We start from the raw sequence: 17,702 nt of genomic DNA on the forward strand, positions 1-17,702 counted from the left end.
ATGGAAGACGGGCTGCGCTTCGCCATCCGCGAAGGCGGCCGCACCGTCGGCGCCGGCGTCGTGTCGAAGATCATCGAGTAAGGGTAGCTTCGCGGCGCCCGCGCCGCGAAACGCCCGTGGGTGACAGGTGAATTGCAAAGCAAATCACCGGGAACCTGATCTTCACGCCGCTTGGAATTGTAAAGGGCGTCCCGCCGGGGCGCCCTTTGCGTTTCATGGTGCGGATGAGGGCCAAGGGCACGAAGCGCAGTGACCGGTTCGGGCCCATGACAACCGCCTTTGAAGGCAAATCCTTGGCAAGCGCGCCCGGCGCGGAAGCCGGGCCGAAAATATAATTCTCAGGTCCCGACCCAGCGTCAAGCTGGACACAGCAACCGAAAACACCTTCAATCCATGCTGGGCGAAGGAGACGACCGTGACCGAACCAAGTAAGGCTGAAATCATAGACCTCGTGAGCAAACGCGCCAGAAATCGGATAAAGGGCAGTGTGCGGCTGGAAATGCCGGGTACGGCGACGCTTTACGTGGACGAAACCGGGGCAATTGAGAGCGATCAGGCCGCTGACATAACTCTGACGGCGGATGCTCGTGTATTCTACGACATCGCTATGGGGGCCAAGAACCCTGCAAAGGCGTTCATGATGCGCCAGCTAAAAGTCGATGGAAATCCGGTGAAGGCGCTCAAGATCGGGGAAATCCTGAGCGCGGCAGACTAGGTTTCGTGGGACATAGGTCATGCCCGCCAGGAACCGGGCCATGAGTTGCAGTATTTCATGCCAAGGGCGTCCCGCCGGGGCGCCCTTTCTTTTTGCCGGATGATCCGTTAAATACTTTCCTGTAACCGATGGAGAGTGCCGTGAACAAAGCCGCCTGATCGCCCGTTTTTCCGAAACCCGATCTTTTGAAAGGCCGCTTTACCATGCCTGCACCGTTTCCCCCTGCGCAATCCGCGCACCCGCTGACCCTGCCGGATGGCGAGATCCATCAAGGCACCGTTTTCCTGAAACCGGCCATCGACCACCCGCGTATCGAGGTGGGCGATTTCAGCTATGCCAGTGCTTTTGAGCCGCCCGCGAATTGGGCGGCGCATCTGGCCCCCTATCTGCACCCGCTATCGCCCGAGCGGCTGATCATTGGCAGGTTCTGCCAGATCGCCGATGGGGTGGTCTTTGTCACCGCCTCGGCCAACCATCGGCGGGATGGGTTTTCGACCTATCCCTTCGCGATCTTCCAGGGCGATTTCGACAGTGGCCGCCCCTCGCTTCCGCAGGGGCCGGGGCCGGATACGGTGATTGGCCATGATGTCTGGATCGGCAAGGAGGCCCGGATTCTGCCCGGCGCGCAGATCGGCGATGGCGTGATCGTCGGGGCCGGGGCCGTGGTGGGCGGTAAGGTGCCGCCCTATAGCATCGTGGCGGGCAACCCGGGCCGGGTGCTGCGGCGGCGCTTTGACGAGGCGACCATTGCGCGGCTTTCGGCCGTGGCTTGGTGGGATTGGCCGATCGAGCGAATCCTGCAACATGAGGCGGCGATTTGCGGGGCGGATTTGCCCGCGCTGGAGGCCGCAGCCGAGGCCGGCCCGGGGTAATGGGGCAATCTGCCGCAAGGCCGGGGCACGGGCGCGGGTGTTTTCAAATGCAGAAAATGCAATGTGAACGCCCCCTCCCGGCCCCGCCGCGAAAGGCGAATTCCCGATGGAAAACAAGGCGAAAGCCCTAGGTTTCGCAGGTGCAGCATTTGTATTGCATACCGTGGTATCCAACTAAGTTATTGAAATATTGATATTTTTTGCAATCTCCCGCAGCCTTTGAGGATGCAGAAAGGGAGGTTTGCCATGGATCAGTTGAACGTGAGGGCCTGGGAGGAGCGCAGCGATCTTCAGGAGGGGGTGATCAGCCCCGCACAGGCCGCACAGATCAACGCGACCCTCGGGTCGTCCCGCCGTGCCGCCCCCGCCATGGGCGAGGCGATGGACCCTTTGTGGCACTGGTGCGCCTTCACGCCCACCAACCCGATGGGCGAACTGGCCCGCGATGGCCACCCGGTGCTTGGGGATTTCCTGCCGCCCGTGCGGCTGGAGCGGCGGATGTGGGCCAGCGGGAGCCTGAGTTTCGGCGCGCCCCTGCGGGTGGGCGAGCGGATGACCAAGCGATCCTACATTCGCAGCGTGACCGAGAAAGAGGGCGCCTCGGGCCCCATGGTCCTCGTTTCGGTCGATCACAGGATTTACGGCGAACAGGGCTTGGCCATCGAGGAACGTCAGGACATCGTTTACCTGGACATTCCCGATAGCTTCCGCCCGCCGCGCCCGCGCGCCCTGCCGGATAACCCGGTGCTGCATGACCACCGCCGGGTCAGCGAGCCGCTGTTGTTCCGCTATTCGGCGATCACCTTCAACGCGCATCGCATCCATTACGACCTGCCCTATGCGCAGGAGGTGGAGCATTACCCGGGGCTGGTGGTGCATGGCCCGCTACAGGCCACGTGGCTGATGCAGGCGGCCTGTGTTCACAAGGGGCGGCGGCCGAAGCATTTCGATTTCCGGGGCGTGCACCCTGTGTTCCTGACCCCCGGCGAAAGCCGCGAGATCGAGGTCATGGGCCAAGAGGATGAAATGGGCGGTCTGATCCTGTGCACGGGGCAGGGCGGCCATCAGGGGATGCAGGCCACCGCGATGTGGGAGGAAACGCAATGAACCGGGTTCTGGACGGAATGCGCGTGGTCGAAGGCTCGGCCTTCGTGGCGGTGCCCTTGGCGGGGATGACGCTTGCGCAGATGGGGGCCGAGGTGATCCGCTTTGACCGGATCGAAGGCGGTTTGGACGCCGGGCGCTGGCCGCTTGCGCCCTCGGGGCAAAGCCTGTTCTGGGCGGGGCTGAACAAGGGCAAGAAATCGGTGGCGGTGAATATGCGTAGCCCCGAGGGGCAAGAGCTTGTCACCCGGATCATCACCGCGCCGGGCAAGGATGCGGGGCAATTCCTGACCAACCTGCGGGTGCGCGGCTGGATGGATTACGAAACGCTGAGCCAGTACCGCCGCGATCTGATCATGGTGACATTGATGGGCGACAGGCAGGGCCGCCCGCAGGTGGATTACACCGTGAACCCGTCACTTGGCATTCCCGATATGACCGGGCCGGAAGGGTATGACGCGCCGGTGGCCAATGCCCTGCCTGCATGGGATTTGGTGGCCGGTAACCTCGTGGTCTCGTCGCTTTTGGCGGCCGAGCGGCACCGGCTGCGCCATGGCGCGGGGCAGGAGGTGGAGATCGCCCTAAAGGATGTGGCCGCCGCCACGCTGGGCCATCTGGGGATGATCGGTGACGCGGTGGTCAACGGCCATGCGCGCGAGAAATCCGGCAATGCGCTTTACGGGGCCTATGGGCAGGATTTTGAATGTGCCTGCGGTGGGCGGGTCATGGTGATCGGCCTCACGGGGCGGCAATGGTCGGGGCTGGTCAAGGCGACCGGGACCGGCGATGCCATGGAGATGCTGGGCAAGCGTACAGGCCGCGATTTGCGGGACGAAGGTGTGCGCTGGGAACTGCGCCATGAGATCACCGAGATTCTGCGCCCGTGGTTTGCCGCCCGCAGGATCGCCGATTTCGGGGCGGAGTTCGACAAACGCGGGTTGACGTGGTCGGTCTTCCGCTCGGTCCCCGAGGCGGTGGCGCAAGACCCGGACCTGAGCGAGGCGAACCCGATGTTCTCGCAACTGGATCAGCCGGGCCTGGGCCGCTTCCCGGTGCCGGGCTTTCCCGGCGATTTCTCGGCCAGGCCGCGGATCAAACCGCAACCGGCCCCAGAGCTGGGCCAGCATACCGAGGAAGTGCTGGGCGATGTGGCGCGCCTGACCGAGACCGAGATCGCGCAATTGCACGACAAGGGGATCGTGCGAAGCCCCGGCTTTGCCGCGCGTTCGGCGGCGTGACCGGGCGGGGAGTAGACGCAGGCCGAGAAAACCGCCAAAGGGCGCTTGATTCCCGGTCCAAGGTGTCTTAATCCCTCCCGTGGCCTTAGGGGTATAGCTCAGCTGGTAGAGCGACGGTCTCCAAAACCGTAGGTCGCGGGTTCGAACCCTGCTGCCCCTGCCATTTTCCGGTTTCCCGATCATGTGGCTTGGTCCGATGGGGCCTTGGGCGTTAACCCTGTCCGGAAATTTGCATTTCCTAGCCATGATTTGGCCCATATCGGCCCCTAGGTCTGCCGCGTAGGGGGGGAGTGCCCTTTTCCCGTATGCCCTGCGTCGGGCGGAATCAGGACCGGTGAACGCGCTTGAGACAAAGTTCCAAATCCAAACATCCCGGCAAGCCGGAGGCACATGGCGCATTGCAGGTGCGGGCCGGTGGCAAGGGTGGCCTGTCTCATCACGACAACCGGGACACCTCGGATGAGACGATCCGCAAGATGATGGCCGAGCAACGCCGCGCGCAAAACCTGCGCAGCTTGCCCGATATCATGCCCGAAACGTCCGACGACGACCGCGCGGCGATCACGGCGCGGCACATGCGCCGACAGGCATGGAACAATGCCTTGGATACACCCCCGGCAAGCCATTACGACGCCGAGACCGAGGGGGCAGGCCGCCCCCGCACGGGGTTCTGGGGGCGGTTCGTGCCGGGGGGGCGCAAACGCGGAGTGCGCAGACCCGCGCGCAGGGCGCGCCCGCCACGGGGGGCTTGGGTTGCCGTCAGCCTTGCCTCGGTCTTGATCTTCCAGCCGACGTTGATCCCCGGCCTGTTGATGATGGCATTCTGGGTGCTTTTCGTGGCCAGCCTGTTGTTCGGGCCAGGCCGCGTTGTCGATTTCCTCCTGGGGCTATGGGGGGTGCTGCTGCGGCACAATCCGGTCTTGGCCGGCAAGTTGCGCCAGATCGGCGATACCGCCGCGCGTTGGGCGCGGGCGGGTCTGAGCCGCTTGCCCGGCAAGCTGGGTAACCGGTGGTCAAGCACCGATCGGGCGGGCGACCGGATGAATTCCGGCGCGGAGGTCAAGGAAGGTTTTGACCGCCGTCGTCAATCCGGCGTCTTCCGCGGGTAAGGGGCCGTGACCGGCTTTGTCGCATCTGGCCTTGAATTCACGGGCGGCTGCGCGTATGTGGCCCTTCACGTCAGGTAGAAAAGAAGACAGCGCAGATGGCACGTACGAATCCGCTTCAGTTTATTCAGCAGGTCCGCTCGGAAGTGGCCAAGGTGGTTTGGCCCACGCGGCGCGAGGTCCTGTTGACCACCGTGATGGTGTTCATCATGGCGGCCTTGACGGCGGTGTTCTTCGCATTGGTCGACCTGGCGATCCGCAGCGGGCTGACCGGGGTGCTGAACCTCTTTGGGTAAGGCCGGGGGCATGATTGGCGGAAAATCGCGCCAGCCCCTTGAATTCAGGCGAAAACAGGGGTAAGTGACGCCTCACTTCCTGACAGGGCGCGTGGCGATTCGAGTTGCGCGCCGATTTTTTGTTTAGGAATGCGCAGGGTAAACCCCTGAGATTAAAAGAATTTCGGCCCAATGGCCGACAGTGACAAAGGCATGGGTCGAAGATGGCAAAACGGTGGTACTCGGTCAGTGTTCTCTCGAACTTCGAGAAGAAAATCGCCGAGCAAATCAGACAATCCGTTGCCGAGCAGGAACTCGAAGACGAGATCGACGAGGTTCTGGTGCCCACCGAAGAAGTGATCGAGGTGCGCCGCGGCAAGAAAGTCACCGCCGAGCGCCGCTTCATGCCGGGGTACGTGCTGGTGCACATGGAGATGTCGGACAAGGGCTATCACCTGATCAACTCGATCAACCGCGTCACCGGTTTCCTTGGCCCGCAGGGCCGCCCGATGCCGATGCGCGACGCCGAGGTGAACGCCATCCTCAACCGCGTGCAGGAAGGCGAGGACCAGCCCAAGCTGATGATCAGCTTCGAGGTGGGCGAGAAGGTCAAGGTCAACGACGGCCCGTTCGAAGATTTCGACGGCATGGTCGAGGAAGTGGACGACGAGAACCAGCGCCTCAAGGTGACGGTTTCGATCTTTGGCCGGGAAACCCCGGTCGAACTGGAATTCACGCAGGTCACCAAACAGGCCTGACGTGCAAGCCGTGGGAGGCGAGGGCATCGCGATGCCCGGACCGGACCACACAACATAGGCTTCTTGGGACGCGTCCCGAGGAGGTTGGAAAAGGAGAAGGCCAATGGCCAAGAAACTCGCAGGCACGATGAAGCTGCAAGTGCCCGCAGGTCAAGCAAACCCGTCCCCGCCCGTGGGTCCGGCGCTTGGTCAGCGCGGTATCAACATCATGGAATTCTGCAAGGCGTTCAACGCCAAGACGCAGGAAATGGAGCAGGGCGCACCTTGCCCCACCGTGATCACCTACTATCAGGACAAGTCCTTTGAAATGGACATCAAGACGCCGCCCGCGTCTTATTACCTGAAGAAGGCTGCCAAGCTGAAATCCGGGTCGAACACCCCCGGTCGTGCGACCGCGGGCTCGGTGACCACCAAGCAGGTGCGCGAAATCGCCGAAGCCAAGTGGAAAGACCTGAACGCAAACGACGTCGAAGCCGCGATGAAAATCATCCTCGGCTCCGCACGCTCCATGGGCATCGAGGTGAAGTAAGATGGCAAAGCTTGGTAAACGTACCCGCGCCGCCCGTGAAGCCGTTGCTGGCAAGGAAAACCTGAGCGTGGAAGAGGCCGTTGCGCTGATCAAATCCAACGCCAATGCCAAGTTCGACGAAACCGTCGAGATTTCGCTGAACCTTGGTGTCGATCCGCGTCACGCCGACCAGATGGTTCGTGGCGTTGTCGGTCTGCCCAACGGCACCGGCAAGGACGTGCGCGTGGCTGTTTTCGCCCGTGGCCCCAAGGCCGACGAGGCGAAAGAGGCCGGTGCCGATATCGTGGGCGCCGAAGACCTGATGGAAACCGTTCAGGGCGGCACGATCGAATTCGACCGCTGCATCGCGACCCCCGACATGATGCCGGTTGTCGGCCGTCTGGGTAAGGTGCTTGGCCCCCGCAACCTGATGCCGAACCCCAAGGTCGGCACGGTAACCATGGACGTCGCCGAAGCGGTGCAGAACGCCAAGGGCGGCGAAGTGCAGTTCAAGGCCGAAAAAGCGGGCGTCGTGCACGCCGGTGTCGGCAAAGCCTCGTTCGACGAAGGCAAGCTGGTTGAAAACGTGCGCGCCTTCGTGGCTGCCGTGAACAAGGCCAAGCCGACCGGCGCCAAGGGCACCTACGTCAAGAAGATCTCGCTGACCTCGACCATGGGGCCGGGCGTCAGCATCGACGTGGGCAACGCCGCGTCGGAATAAGAATTTGCGCCGGTCCCTGTCGGGGCCGGGGCGAATGGCGGGGCCAATCCGGCCCCGTCCTGTCCGAGATGGAGGGTTAGGCGCAAGCCTCGTAATTCCTTCCTGAGATGGGGAACGAGATGAGATTTCAACGAAGGCTAGGCCTTCGGGTGATCTTGGCCTCGGGACCCTGACTTTGGACCCGAACGCTGCCCCATACGGGGTGGCAAACATGAGCCGGGGGGAGACCCCCAAAATTGGAGTGAAACTGTGGATAGAGCCCAGAAAGAGAAAGTGGTCGAGGAACTCGGCCAGATCTTCGAAAGCTCTGGCGTCGTAGTGGTTGCCCACTACGCGGGTCTTACAGTTGCGCAGATGCAAGACCTGCGGGCCCGTGCCCGCGAGGCCGAAGCCTCTGTACGCGTCGCGAAAAACAGGCTCGCCAAGATCGCCCTTGAGGGTAAGCCGTGCGAAAGCATCGGTGAATACCTGACGGGCATGACCGTTCTGACCTACTCGGAAGACCCGGTTTCGGCTGCGAAAGTGGCCGAAGGGTTTGCCAAGGACAACTCGAAATTCGAGATCCTCGGCGGTGCCATGGGGTCGGATCACCTGGACCGTGCCGGTGTCAAAGCCGTGTCCGATATGCCGTCGCGCGAAGAGCTGCTTGCTCAGATCGCCGGTATGCTGGGCGCACCCGCTTCGAACATCGCCGGGGCCATTGGCGCACCTGCTTCGAATATCGCGAGCATCCTTTCGACCATCGAAGAGAAGGCGGAAGCCGCGTAAGCAACTGAAAAGGACCGCGTAGGGAATTCCCCTGACGTTGGAACACATCTTAAAACGGAAAGAGCTGATAAAATGGCTGATCTGAAAAAACTCGCTGAAGAGATCGTTGGTCTGACGCTTCTCGAAGCACAAGAACTGAAAACCATCCTCAAGGATGAGTACGGCATCGAGCCCGCTTCCGGCGGCGCCGTGATGATGGCTGGCCCCGCGGAAGGCGGCGGCGAAGCGGCTGAAGAGCAAACCGAATTTGACGTTATCCTGAAATCGGCCGGCGCGTCGAAGATCAACGTCATCAAAGAGGTTCGCGGCATCACCGGCCTGGGCCTCAAAGAAGCCAAGGAACTGGTCGAAGCCGGCGGCAAAGCCGTCAAGGAAGGCGTCGACAAAGCCGAAGCCGACGAGATCAAAGAGAAACTCGAAGCGGCTGGCGCCGAGATCGAGCTCAAGTGATCCCGCGGGCGGCGGGATCATCCCGGACGTGCTCCGGGATCTCCTGTCCCCCACGCGAGGCCCCGGATCAGGTCCGGGGCGTGGATCGCAAAAATCCTGGCTGGAACGGGGCAAACCCGTTCCAGCCGAACCTGTCTTAGAAAGGGCTTTTGCAGCCCTTGGTTGGAAAGCCCTTTCTAAGGCGCGGTTCTCGCGATCGGGAGGCCCCTGGTGGGACAGGGGCCGGGAATGGATCGCACCCGCCGTCTCGTATGGGTACGCCGCTGTAGCCCGACAGCAGGCGCTTCCGGTGAGAAACGAAAGGTGACATCGACCATGGCTCAGACCTACCTTGGCCAGAAACGTCTGCGTAAATACTTCGGTAAAATTCGCGAAGTTCTCGACATGCCGAACCTCATCGAGGTTCAGAAGTCGTCTTATGATCTATTCCTGAACTCCGGCGACCAGCCCCAGCCGATGGACGGCGAAGGCATCAAAGGCGTGTTCCAATCGGTTTTCCCGATCAAGGATTTCAACGAAACCAGCGTGCTGGAATTCGTCGATTACGAGCTGGAAAAGCCGAAATACGACGTTGAAGAATGCATGCAGCGCGACATGACCTATGCGGCCCCGCTGAAGGTTACCCTGCGCCTGATCGTCTTCGATGTGGACGAAGATACCGGCGCCAAGTCGGTGAAGGACATCAAGGAACAAGACGTGTTCATGGGCGATATGCCCCTGATGACGCCGAACGGCACCTTTGTCGTCAACGGCACCGAACGCGTGATCGTATCCCAGATGCACCGCTCGCCCGGTGTGTTCTTTGACCACGACAAGGGCAAGACCCACAGCTCGGGCAAGCTGCTCTTCGCCTGCCGCATCATTCCCTATCGCGGCTCGTGGCTGGATTTCGAATTCGACGCCAAGGATATCGTCTTTGCCCGGATCGACCGTCGCCGCAAACTGCCGGTGACGACCCTGCTTTATGCGCTGGGTCTGGATCAGGAAGGCATCATGAATGCCTATTACAACACGGTCGATTACAAGCTGAAGAAGAAACCCGGCGGCTGGGTCACCAAGTTCTTCCCCGAGCGTGTGCGCGGCACCCGCCCGACCTATGATCTTGTCGATGCCAAATCCGGCGAAGTGATCGCCGAAGCCGGTAAGAAAGTCACCCCGCGCGCCGTCAAGAAACTGATCGACGAAGGCGAAGTGACCGAGCTTCTGCTGCCCTTCGATCAGATCGCGGGCAAGTTCGTGGCGCGCGACATCATCAACGAGGAAACCGGCGCGATCTATGTAGAGGCCGGCGACGAGTTGACCGTCGAGCGCGACAAGGACGGTGAAATCATCGGCGGCACCGTGCAGGAGCTGCTGGATGCGGGCATCACCGATATCCCCGTTCTGGACATCGACAATATCAACGTCGGCCCCTACATCCGCAACACCATGGCGCAAGACAAGAACATGAACCGCGAAAGCGCGCTCATGGACATCTACCGCGTCATGCGCCCGGGTGAGCCGCCCACGGAAGAGGCCGCAAGCGCCCTGTTCGACACGCTGTTCTTCGATTCCGAGCGGTACGACCTGTCGGCGGTTGGCCGGGTGAAAATGAACATGCGCCTGGCGCTTGAAAAGCCCGATACGCAACGCACGCTGGACCGCGAAGACATCGTCGCCTGCATCAAGGCGCTGGTGGAATTGCGCGACGGCAAGGGCGACATCGACGACATCGACCACCTTGGCAACCGCCGGGTGCGTTCGGTCGGCGAACTGATGGAAAACCAGTACCGTGTCGGCCTTCTGCGGATGGAACGCGCGATCAAGGAGCGCATGAGCAGTGTCGAGATCGACACCGTCATGCCGCAAGACCTGATCAACGCCAAACCCGCCGCGGCGGCGGTGCGTGAATTCTTCGGCTCCTCGCAGCTGTCGCAGTTCATGGACCAGACCAACCCGCTGTCGGAAGTCACCCACAAACGCCGCCTCTCGGCGCTGGGGCCGGGTGGTCTGACCCGCGAGCGTGCAGGCTTCGAGGTGCGCGACGTGCACGCCACGCACTATGGCCGGATGTGCCCGATTGAAACGCCGGAAGGCCCGAACATCGGCCTGATCAACAGCCTTGCGACCTTCGCGCGCGTCAACAAGTACGGCTTTATCGAAACGCCGTATCGCAAGGTCGAAGGCGGGCAGGTGACCGACGAGGTTTCCTACATGTCCGCCACCGAGGAACAGCGCCACGTCGTGGCACAGGCCAACGCCACCCTCGACGACAGCGGCAAGTTCGTGAACGAGATGGTCAACACCCGTCAGGCCGGGGAATACACCCTGTCGCCGGTCGATGCCGTGGATTTGATCGACGTCAGTCCCAAACAGCTGGTCTCGGTTGCGGCCTCGCTGATCCCGTTCCTTGAAAACGACGACGCCAACCGCGCGCTGATGGGCTCGAACATGCAACGTCAGGCCGTGCCGACGCTGCGCTCCGAGGCGCCGCTTGTGGGCACTGGTATCGAAGAGGTCGTGGCACGCGACTCGGGCGCGGCCATCATGGCCAAGCGCGCCGGTGTCATCGACCAGGTCGATGCCCAGCGGATCGTGATCCGCGCCACCGCCGACCTTGAGGTGGGCGACCCCGGCGTTGACATCTACCGCATGCGCAAGTTCCAGCGGTCGAACCAGAACACCACCATCAACCAGCGTCCGCTGGTCAAGGTGGGCGATACCGTCGAAAAAGGCGAGGTGATCGCCGACGGTCCGTCCACGGATATGGGTGAACTGGCGCTTGGCAAGAACGTGGTCACGGCCTTCATGCCATGGAACGGTTACAACTTCGAAGACTCGATCCTGATCTCCGAGCGGATCGCGCGCGATGACGTCTTTACCTCGATCCACATCGAGGAATTCGAGGTCGCCGCCCGTGACACCAAGCTTGGGCCAGAGGAAATCACCCGAGACATCCCGAACGTCGGTGAAGAAGCGCTGCGCAACCTCGACGAGGCGGGCATCGTTTACATCGGCGCCGACGTTGAGCCGGGCGATATCCTCGTGGGCAAGATCACCCCCAAGGGTGAATCGCCCATGACCCCGGAAGAAAAGCTGCTGCGCGCCATCTTCGGCGAGAAAGCCAGCGACGTGCGCGATACCTCGCTGCGCGTGAAGCCGGGTGACTACGGCACGGTCGTGGAAGTTCGCGTTTTCAACCGCCACGGCGTTGAAAAAGACGAACGCGCCCTGCAGATCGAGCGTGAAGAGGTCGAACGCCTTGCCCGTGACCGGGACGACGAACTGGCGATCCTCGATCGTAACATCTATGCCCGTCTGAAATCGCTGATCCTTGGCAAAGTGGCCGTCAAAGGCCCCAAGGGCGTCAAGGCAAACTCGGAAATCACCGAGGAATTGCTGGACACGCTGACCAAGGGGCAATGGTGGCAACTGGCGCTGAAGGACGAGAAAGACGCCCAGATCGTCGAAGCCCTGAACGAGCAATACGAGCAGCAGAAACGCACGCTCGACGCCCGTTTCGAGGACAAGGTCGAGAAAGTCCGCCGTGGCGACGACTTGCCGCCGGGTGTGATGAAAATGGTCAAGGTCTTCATCGCCGTGAAGCGCAAGCTGCAGCCGGGCGACAAGATGGCCGGTCGTCACGGGAACAAGGGTGTGATCTCGAAGGTCGTGCCGATGGAAGACATGCCGTTCTTGCAGGATGGGACCCCGGTCGATTTCTGCCTCAACCCGTTGGGTGTGCCGTCGCGTATGAACGTGGGTCAGATCCTTGAAACCCACATGGGCTGGGCCGCCCGCGGCCTTGGCATCAAGATCGACGAGGCGCTTCAGGAATACCGCCGCTCCGGCGACCTGACGCCGGTCCGCGAGGCCATGAAAATCGCCTATGGCGACGATGTCTACGAAGAAGGCATCGCCGGTATGGACGAAGGCCAACTTGTCGAAGCCGCCGGCAACGTGACCCGCGGTGTTCCCATCGCCACGCCCGTCTTCGACGGCGCGAAAGAGGCCGATGTGAACGACGCGCTCAAGCGGGCGGGCTTTGACGAAAGCGGTCAGTCGCTGCTGTTCGACGGTCGCACCGGTGAGCAATTCTCGCGCCCCGTGACCGTGGGTGTGAAATACCTGCTCAAGCTGCACCACCTTGTCGACGACAAGATCCACGCACGTTCCACCGGGCCGTACTCGCTTGTCACGCAGCAGCCGCTGGGTGGTAAGGCACAGTTCGGCGGTCAGCGCTTCGGGGAAATGGAAGTCTGGGCCCTGGAAGCCTATGGCGCCGCCTATACCCTGCAGGAAATGCTGACGGTGAAATCGGACGACGTGGCCGGTCGGACCAAGGTCTATGAAAGCATCGTCAAGGGCGAGGACAACTTTGAAGCCGGCGTGCCGGAAAGCTTCAACGTTCTTGTCAAGGAAGTGCGCGGCCTCGGCCTCAACATGGAACTCCTGGATGCGGAGGAGGAGGAAGACGCGGAGTGACGTTTTCCAAAGGGTGCGCAGCTTCTGCGCACCCCACGCCACCCCTCTCCACCGCACCCTCTCAGAATTGAGGACATAGAATGAACCAGGAACTCACAAACAACCCTTTCAACCCGAACGCCCCCGCCAAGGTGTTCGATGAAATCAAGGTCAGCCTTGCCTCGCCCGAGCGGATCCTTTCGTGGTCCTTCGGTGAGATCAAGAAGCCCGAGACCATCAACTACCGGACCTTCAAGCCCGAGCGTGATGGCCTGTTCTGCGCCCGTATCTTCGGGCCGATCAAGGATTACGAATGCCTTTGCGGCAAGTATAAGCGGATGAAATATCGCGGCGTTGTCTGCGAGAAATGCGGGGTCGAAGTCACCCTGCAAAAGGTTCGCCGTGAACGCATGGGTCACATCGAACTGGCCGCGCCCTGCGCCCATATCTGGTTTCTCAAGTCGCTGCCAAGCCGCATCGGCCTGATGCTGGACATGACCCTGCGCGATCTGGAACGCGTGCTTTACTTCGAAAACTACGTGGTGATCGAACCGGGCTTGACCGATCTGCAATACGGCCAGATGCTCTCTGAAGAAGAGTTCATGGATGCGCAAGACGCCTATGGCGCGGATGCCTTCACCGCGAATATCGGGGCCGAGGCGGTGCGCGAAATGCTGGCCAATATCGACCTTGAATCCGAGGCCGAGCAACTGCGCGCCGATCTGGCCGAAGCCACGGGCGAGTTGAAGCCCAAGAAGATCATCAAGCGCCTCAAGGTCGTCGAAAGCTTCCTTGAATCCGGCAACCGCCCGGAATGGATGATCATGACCGTGATCCCGGTCATCCCGCCCGAGCTGCGCCCGCTGGTGCCGCTGGACGGGGGCCGGTTCGCAACCTCGGACCTCAACGACCTTTACCGTCGCGTGATCAACCGGAACAACCGCCTCAAGCGCCTGATCGAACTGCGCGCGCCCGATATCATCGTCCGCAACGAAAAGCGGATGCTGCAGGAATCGGTCGATGCGCTGTTTGACAACGGCCGCCGTGGCCGCGTGATCACCGGTGCCAACAAGCGCCCGCTGAAATCTCTGTCGGACATGCTGAAAGGCAAGCAGGGCCGCTTCCGTCAGAACCTTCTGGGCAAACGGGTCGACTTCTCGGGCCGCTCGGTCATCGTGACCGGGCCGGAACTCAAGCTGCACCAGTGCGGCTTGCCCAAGAAGATGGCGCTGGAACTGTTCAAGCCCTTCATCTACTCGCGGCTGGAAGCCAAGGGGATGTCCTCGACCGTCAAGCAAGCCAAGAAGCTGGTCGAGAAAGAGCGCCCCGAGGTCTGGGATATCCTTGACGAGGTGATCCGCGAACATCCGGTCATGCTCAACCGTGCGCCGACGCTGCACCGTCTGGGCATCCAGGCGTTCGAGCCCACCCTGATCGAGGGCAAGGCGATCCAGCTTCACCCGCTCGTGTGTTCGGCCTTCAACGCCGACTTCGACGGTGACCAGATGGCCGTGCACGTGCCGCTTAGCCTCGAAGCGCAGCTGGAAGCCCGCGTGCTGATGATGTCGACGAACAACGTTCTGTCGCCCGCCAACGGCGCACCGATCATCGTTCCCTCGCAGGATATGGTTCTGGGCCTTTACTACACCTCGATCATGCGTGACGGCATGAAGGGCGAAGGCATGGTCTTTTCCTCCATCGAAGAGGTGCAGCACGCGCTGGACGCGGGCGAGGTGCATATGCATGCGCGCATCACCGCACGTGTGCCGCAGGTCGACCCGGAAACCGGCGAAGTGGTTGCAAAACGCTATGAGACCACCCCGGGCCGTGTTCGCATCGGCGCGCTGCTGCCGATGAACACCAAGGCACCTTTCGAACTGGTCAACAAGCTGCTGCGCAAGAAGGAAGTGCAGCAAACGATCGACACCGTCTATCGTTACTGCGGCCAGAAAGAGAGCGTGATCTTCTGTGACCAGATCATGTCGATGGGCTTCAAGGAAGCCTTCCGCGCCGGGATTTCCTTCGGCAAGGACGACATGGTGATCCCCGACAGCAAATGGACCATCGTCGAGGAAACCCGCGAACAGGTGAAAGGGTTCGAACAACAGTACATGGACGGCCTGATCACCCAGGGCGAAAAGTACAACAAGGTTGTCGATGCATGGTCGAAGTGCAACGATCAGGTCACCGAGGCGATGATGGGCACCATCTCGGCCGAGAAGCGTGACGAAAAAGGCGCGGTCGAGGAACCCAACAGCGTTTACATGATGGCCCACTCGGGCGCGCGGGGCTCGGTCACGCAGATGAAACAGCTGGGCGGGATGCGCGGCCTGATGGCCAAGCCAAACGGCGACATCATCGAAACGCCGATCATCTCGAACTTCAAGGAAGGCCTGACCGTGTTGGAGTACTTCAACTCCACCCACGGCGCCCGGAAGGGTCTGTCGGACACCGCCTTGAAAACCGCGAACTCGGGGTACCTGACGCGTCGCCTGGTGGACGTGGCACAAGACTGCATCGTGCGCGAGCATGACTGCGGCACCGAACGCGCCATCACCGCCGAGGCCGCCGTCAACGACGGCGAGATCGTGGCGTCCTTGGGCGAACGTATCCTTGGCCGCGTCGCCGCCGAGGATATCGTCAACCCGGTGACCGAAGAGGTGGTCATCGCCGCCGGTCAACTGATCGACGAACGTATGGCCGACGCCGTGGAAGAGGCCGCCGTGCAAACCGCGCGCATCCGCTCGCCCCTCACCTGTGAGGCCGAGGATGGTGTCTGCGCCATGTGCTACGGGCGTGACCTTGCCCGCGGCACCATGGTCAACACCGGCGAGGCCGTGGGCATCATCGCCGCACAGTCGATCGGTGAACCCGGTACACAGCTGACCATGCGGACCTTCCACATCGGCGGCGTTGCCCAGGGTGGCCAACAGTCCTTCCAGGAGGCAGGGCAGGCCGGCACGATCTCCTTCGAGAACGCGCAGACGCTGGAAAACGCTTCGGACGAAACCCTTGTCATGAACCGCAACATGAAACTGCGGATCATGGGCGAGAACGACGCCGAGCTGGCCAGCTTCAAACTGGGTTACGGCACCAAGCTGCACGTCAAGGACGGCGACAAGGTGGATCGTGGCGACAAGCTCTTTGAATGGGACCCCTACACTCTGCCGATCCTGGCCGAGAAGGGCGGCACCGCCAAGTTCGTCGATCTGGTCAGCGGCGTTGCCGTGCGTGACGTGACCGACGAGGCCACCGGCATGACGCAGAAGATCGTCACCGACTGGCGCGCGGCCCCCAAGGGCAACGAGCTCAAGCCCGAGATCATCGTCGTGGGCGAAGACGGGGAGCCGGTGCGCAACGACGCGGGCAACCCGGTGACCTACCCGATGTCGGTGGATGCCATCCTGTCGGTCGAAGACGGGCAGGAAATCCATGCCGGTGACGTCGTCGCGCGTATCCCGCGCGAAGGCGCCAAGACCAAGGACATCACCGGTGGTCTGCCGCGTGTGGCCGAACTCTTCGAGGCACGTCGCCCCAAGGATCACGCCATCATCGCCGAGATCGACGGTTACGTGCGTTACGGTCGCGACTACAAGAACAAGCGCCGGATCAGCATCGAACCCTCGGACGAGTCGATGGAGCCCGTCGAATACATGGTGCCCAAGGGCAAGCACATTCCTGTCCAGGAAGGTGACTTCGTTCAGAAGGGCGACTACATCATGGACGGCAACCCCGCGCCCCACGACATCCTGTCGATCATGGGTGTCGAAGCGCTTGCCGATTACATGATCGACGAGGTGCAGGACGTCTATCGCCTGCAGGGTGTGAAGATCAACGACAAGCACATCGAGGTGGTCGTTCGCCAGATGCTGCAAAAGTGGGAGATCCTGGACTCGGGCGAAACCACGCTGCTCAAGGGCGAACATGTGGACAAGGCCGAATTCGACGCCGCCAACGAAAAGGCGATTGCCAAGGGGGGCCGCCCGGCACAGGGCGAACCGATCCTTCTGGGCATCACCAAGGCAAGCCTGCAAACCCGCAGCTTCATCTCGGCGGCCTCGTTCCAGGAAACCACCCGCGTGCTTACCGAAGCCTCGGTTCAGGGCAAGCGCGATAAGCTGGTCGGCCTGAAGGAAAACGTCATCGTGGGCCGCCTTATCCCGGCGGGCACCGGTGGCGCGACCCTCAAGGTCCGTCACATCGCGCAGGGCCGGGACAACGTGGTTATCGACGCCCGCCGCGAAGAAGCCGAAGCCGCCGCAGCGCTTGCTGCCCCGGTCGAGGATGACGTGGTTGGCGGGGATGAATTCGACACCTTCGTCGACACCCCCGAAAGCCGCGACGAGTAAACGCGCCCTGATCGAAACATCAAAAGGCCCCGCCCCGCGCGGGGCCTTTTGCCGTTTGAAAGGTAAGGGAAAGCCCGCAGTGGGTTCGGAGCGCAATGAACGCTTTGATGCTTTGCTGGACAGTCATTCACCGTTTCGCCCGGGCTTGCCCCGGGCCGCGCCCGACCCTCCCCCCGGGAGGGCGCATGGGTGGCGTTTTGCACCGACTCAATGATTTGCGTGTGACGCTGTTATTCCCTGAATACCTGTTGCAAGGCCCTCCCAGGGTCGGGCGCGGCCCTTCTTGATTTGTTTAAATGCCCGCTTCGTCATGCACAGCCGACATTCATCGCAACCAGCGCCCGAAGGTTTCTGCGGCTTGCAAGCCCATGATCAGACATGGTTTTTGCAATTCC

At 61.8% G+C, this 17,702-nt stretch carries 14 protein-coding genes and 1 tRNA gene; all 15 read left to right on the top strand.

Going from position 1 to position 17,702, the window contains the following annotated elements; translation table 11 throughout:
• Positions 1–81: hypothetical protein (locus tag RBB32_RS12320; protein ID WP_081620098.1), on the top strand; the 81-nt coding region annotated here is incomplete at its 5' end.
• A gap of 334 nt (positions 82–415) precedes the next feature.
• Positions 416–715: an SCP2 sterol-binding domain-containing protein gene (locus RBB32_RS12325; RefSeq protein WP_306153015.1), complete on the top strand. Its 300-nt coding sequence runs from the start codon at positions 416–418 to the stop codon at positions 713–715.
• A gap of 203 nt (positions 716–918) precedes the next feature.
• The gene (locus tag RBB32_RS12330; RefSeq protein ID WP_306153016.1) at positions 919–1,587 is read left to right on the top strand and encodes a CatB-related O-acetyltransferase; all 669 of its coding nucleotides are present in this window, start codon (positions 919–921) and stop codon (positions 1,585–1,587) included.
• Between the two features lie 246 nt (positions 1,588–1,833).
• Entirely contained in the window at positions 1,834–2,694 is an 861-nt protein-coding gene (locus tag RBB32_RS12335) for a MaoC family dehydratase N-terminal domain-containing protein (RefSeq protein ID WP_306153017.1), read from the top strand.
• On the top strand, positions 2,691–3,929 hold the full coding sequence (locus RBB32_RS12340) for a CoA transferase (RefSeq protein WP_306153018.1): 1,239 nt from the start codon (positions 2,691–2,693) through the stop codon (positions 3,927–3,929). Before RBB32_RS12335 ends, RBB32_RS12340 begins: the two co-directional genes overlap by 4 nt.
• Positions 3,930–4,016: 87 nt before the next feature.
• Positions 4,017–4,092 (top strand) — tRNA-Trp (locus RBB32_RS12345).
• A gap of 181 nt (positions 4,093–4,273) precedes the next feature.
• Complete coding sequence (locus RBB32_RS12350) at positions 4,274–5,038, top strand: hypothetical protein (protein WP_306153019.1); 765 nt, start codon at positions 4,274–4,276, stop codon at positions 5,036–5,038.
• 95 nt (positions 5,039–5,133) lie between these two features.
• On the top strand, positions 5,134–5,331 hold the full coding sequence (gene secE, locus RBB32_RS12355; RefSeq protein ID WP_306153020.1) for a preprotein translocase subunit SecE: 198 nt from the start codon (positions 5,134–5,136) through the stop codon (positions 5,329–5,331).
• Positions 5,332–5,534: 203 nt separating this feature from the next.
• Positions 5,535–6,068: a transcription termination/antitermination protein NusG gene (gene nusG / locus RBB32_RS12360; RefSeq protein ID WP_306153021.1), complete on the top strand. Its 534-nt coding sequence runs from the start codon at positions 5,535–5,537 to the stop codon at positions 6,066–6,068.
• Between the two features lie 103 nt (positions 6,069–6,171).
• Positions 6,172–6,597, top strand: coding sequence for a 50S ribosomal protein L11 (gene rplK / locus RBB32_RS12365; protein ID WP_154149318.1), 426 nt, complete (start codon positions 6,172–6,174; stop codon positions 6,595–6,597).
• Position 6,598: 1 nt separating this feature from the next.
• Positions 6,599–7,297, top strand: coding sequence for a 50S ribosomal protein L1 (gene rplA, locus RBB32_RS12370; protein ID WP_306153022.1), 699 nt, complete (start codon positions 6,599–6,601; stop codon positions 7,295–7,297).
• 249 nt (positions 7,298–7,546) lie between these two features.
• Positions 7,547–8,065 carry a 50S ribosomal protein L10 gene (gene rplJ, locus RBB32_RS12375; protein ID WP_306153023.1) on the top strand — a complete coding sequence of 173 codons (519 nt, stop codon included), beginning with the start codon at positions 7,547–7,549 and terminating at the stop codon, positions 8,063–8,065.
• A gap of 72 nt (positions 8,066–8,137) precedes the next feature.
• Entirely contained in the window at positions 8,138–8,515 is a 378-nt protein-coding gene (rplL, locus tag RBB32_RS12380) for a 50S ribosomal protein L7/L12 (protein WP_306153024.1), read from the top strand.
• A 315-nt stretch (positions 8,516–8,830) separates the two neighbouring features.
• Positions 8,831–12,979, top strand: a complete 4,149-nt coding sequence (rpoB, locus tag RBB32_RS12385; RefSeq protein ID WP_306153025.1) for a DNA-directed RNA polymerase subunit beta — start codon at positions 8,831–8,833, stop codon at positions 12,977–12,979.
• An 80-nt stretch (positions 12,980–13,059) separates the two neighbouring features.
• Positions 13,060–17,307 carry a DNA-directed RNA polymerase subunit beta' gene (gene rpoC / locus RBB32_RS12390; RefSeq protein ID WP_306153026.1) on the top strand — a complete coding sequence of 1,416 codons (4,248 nt, stop codon included), beginning with the start codon at positions 13,060–13,062 and terminating at the stop codon, positions 17,305–17,307.
• Positions 17,308–17,702 lie beyond the last annotated feature (395 nt).

It is taken from the genome of Roseovarius sp. MMSF_3281, from assembly GCF_030733685.1.
In the GTDB taxonomy this organism is placed as follows: domain Bacteria; phylum Pseudomonadota; class Alphaproteobacteria; order Rhodobacterales; family Rhodobacteraceae; genus Roseovarius.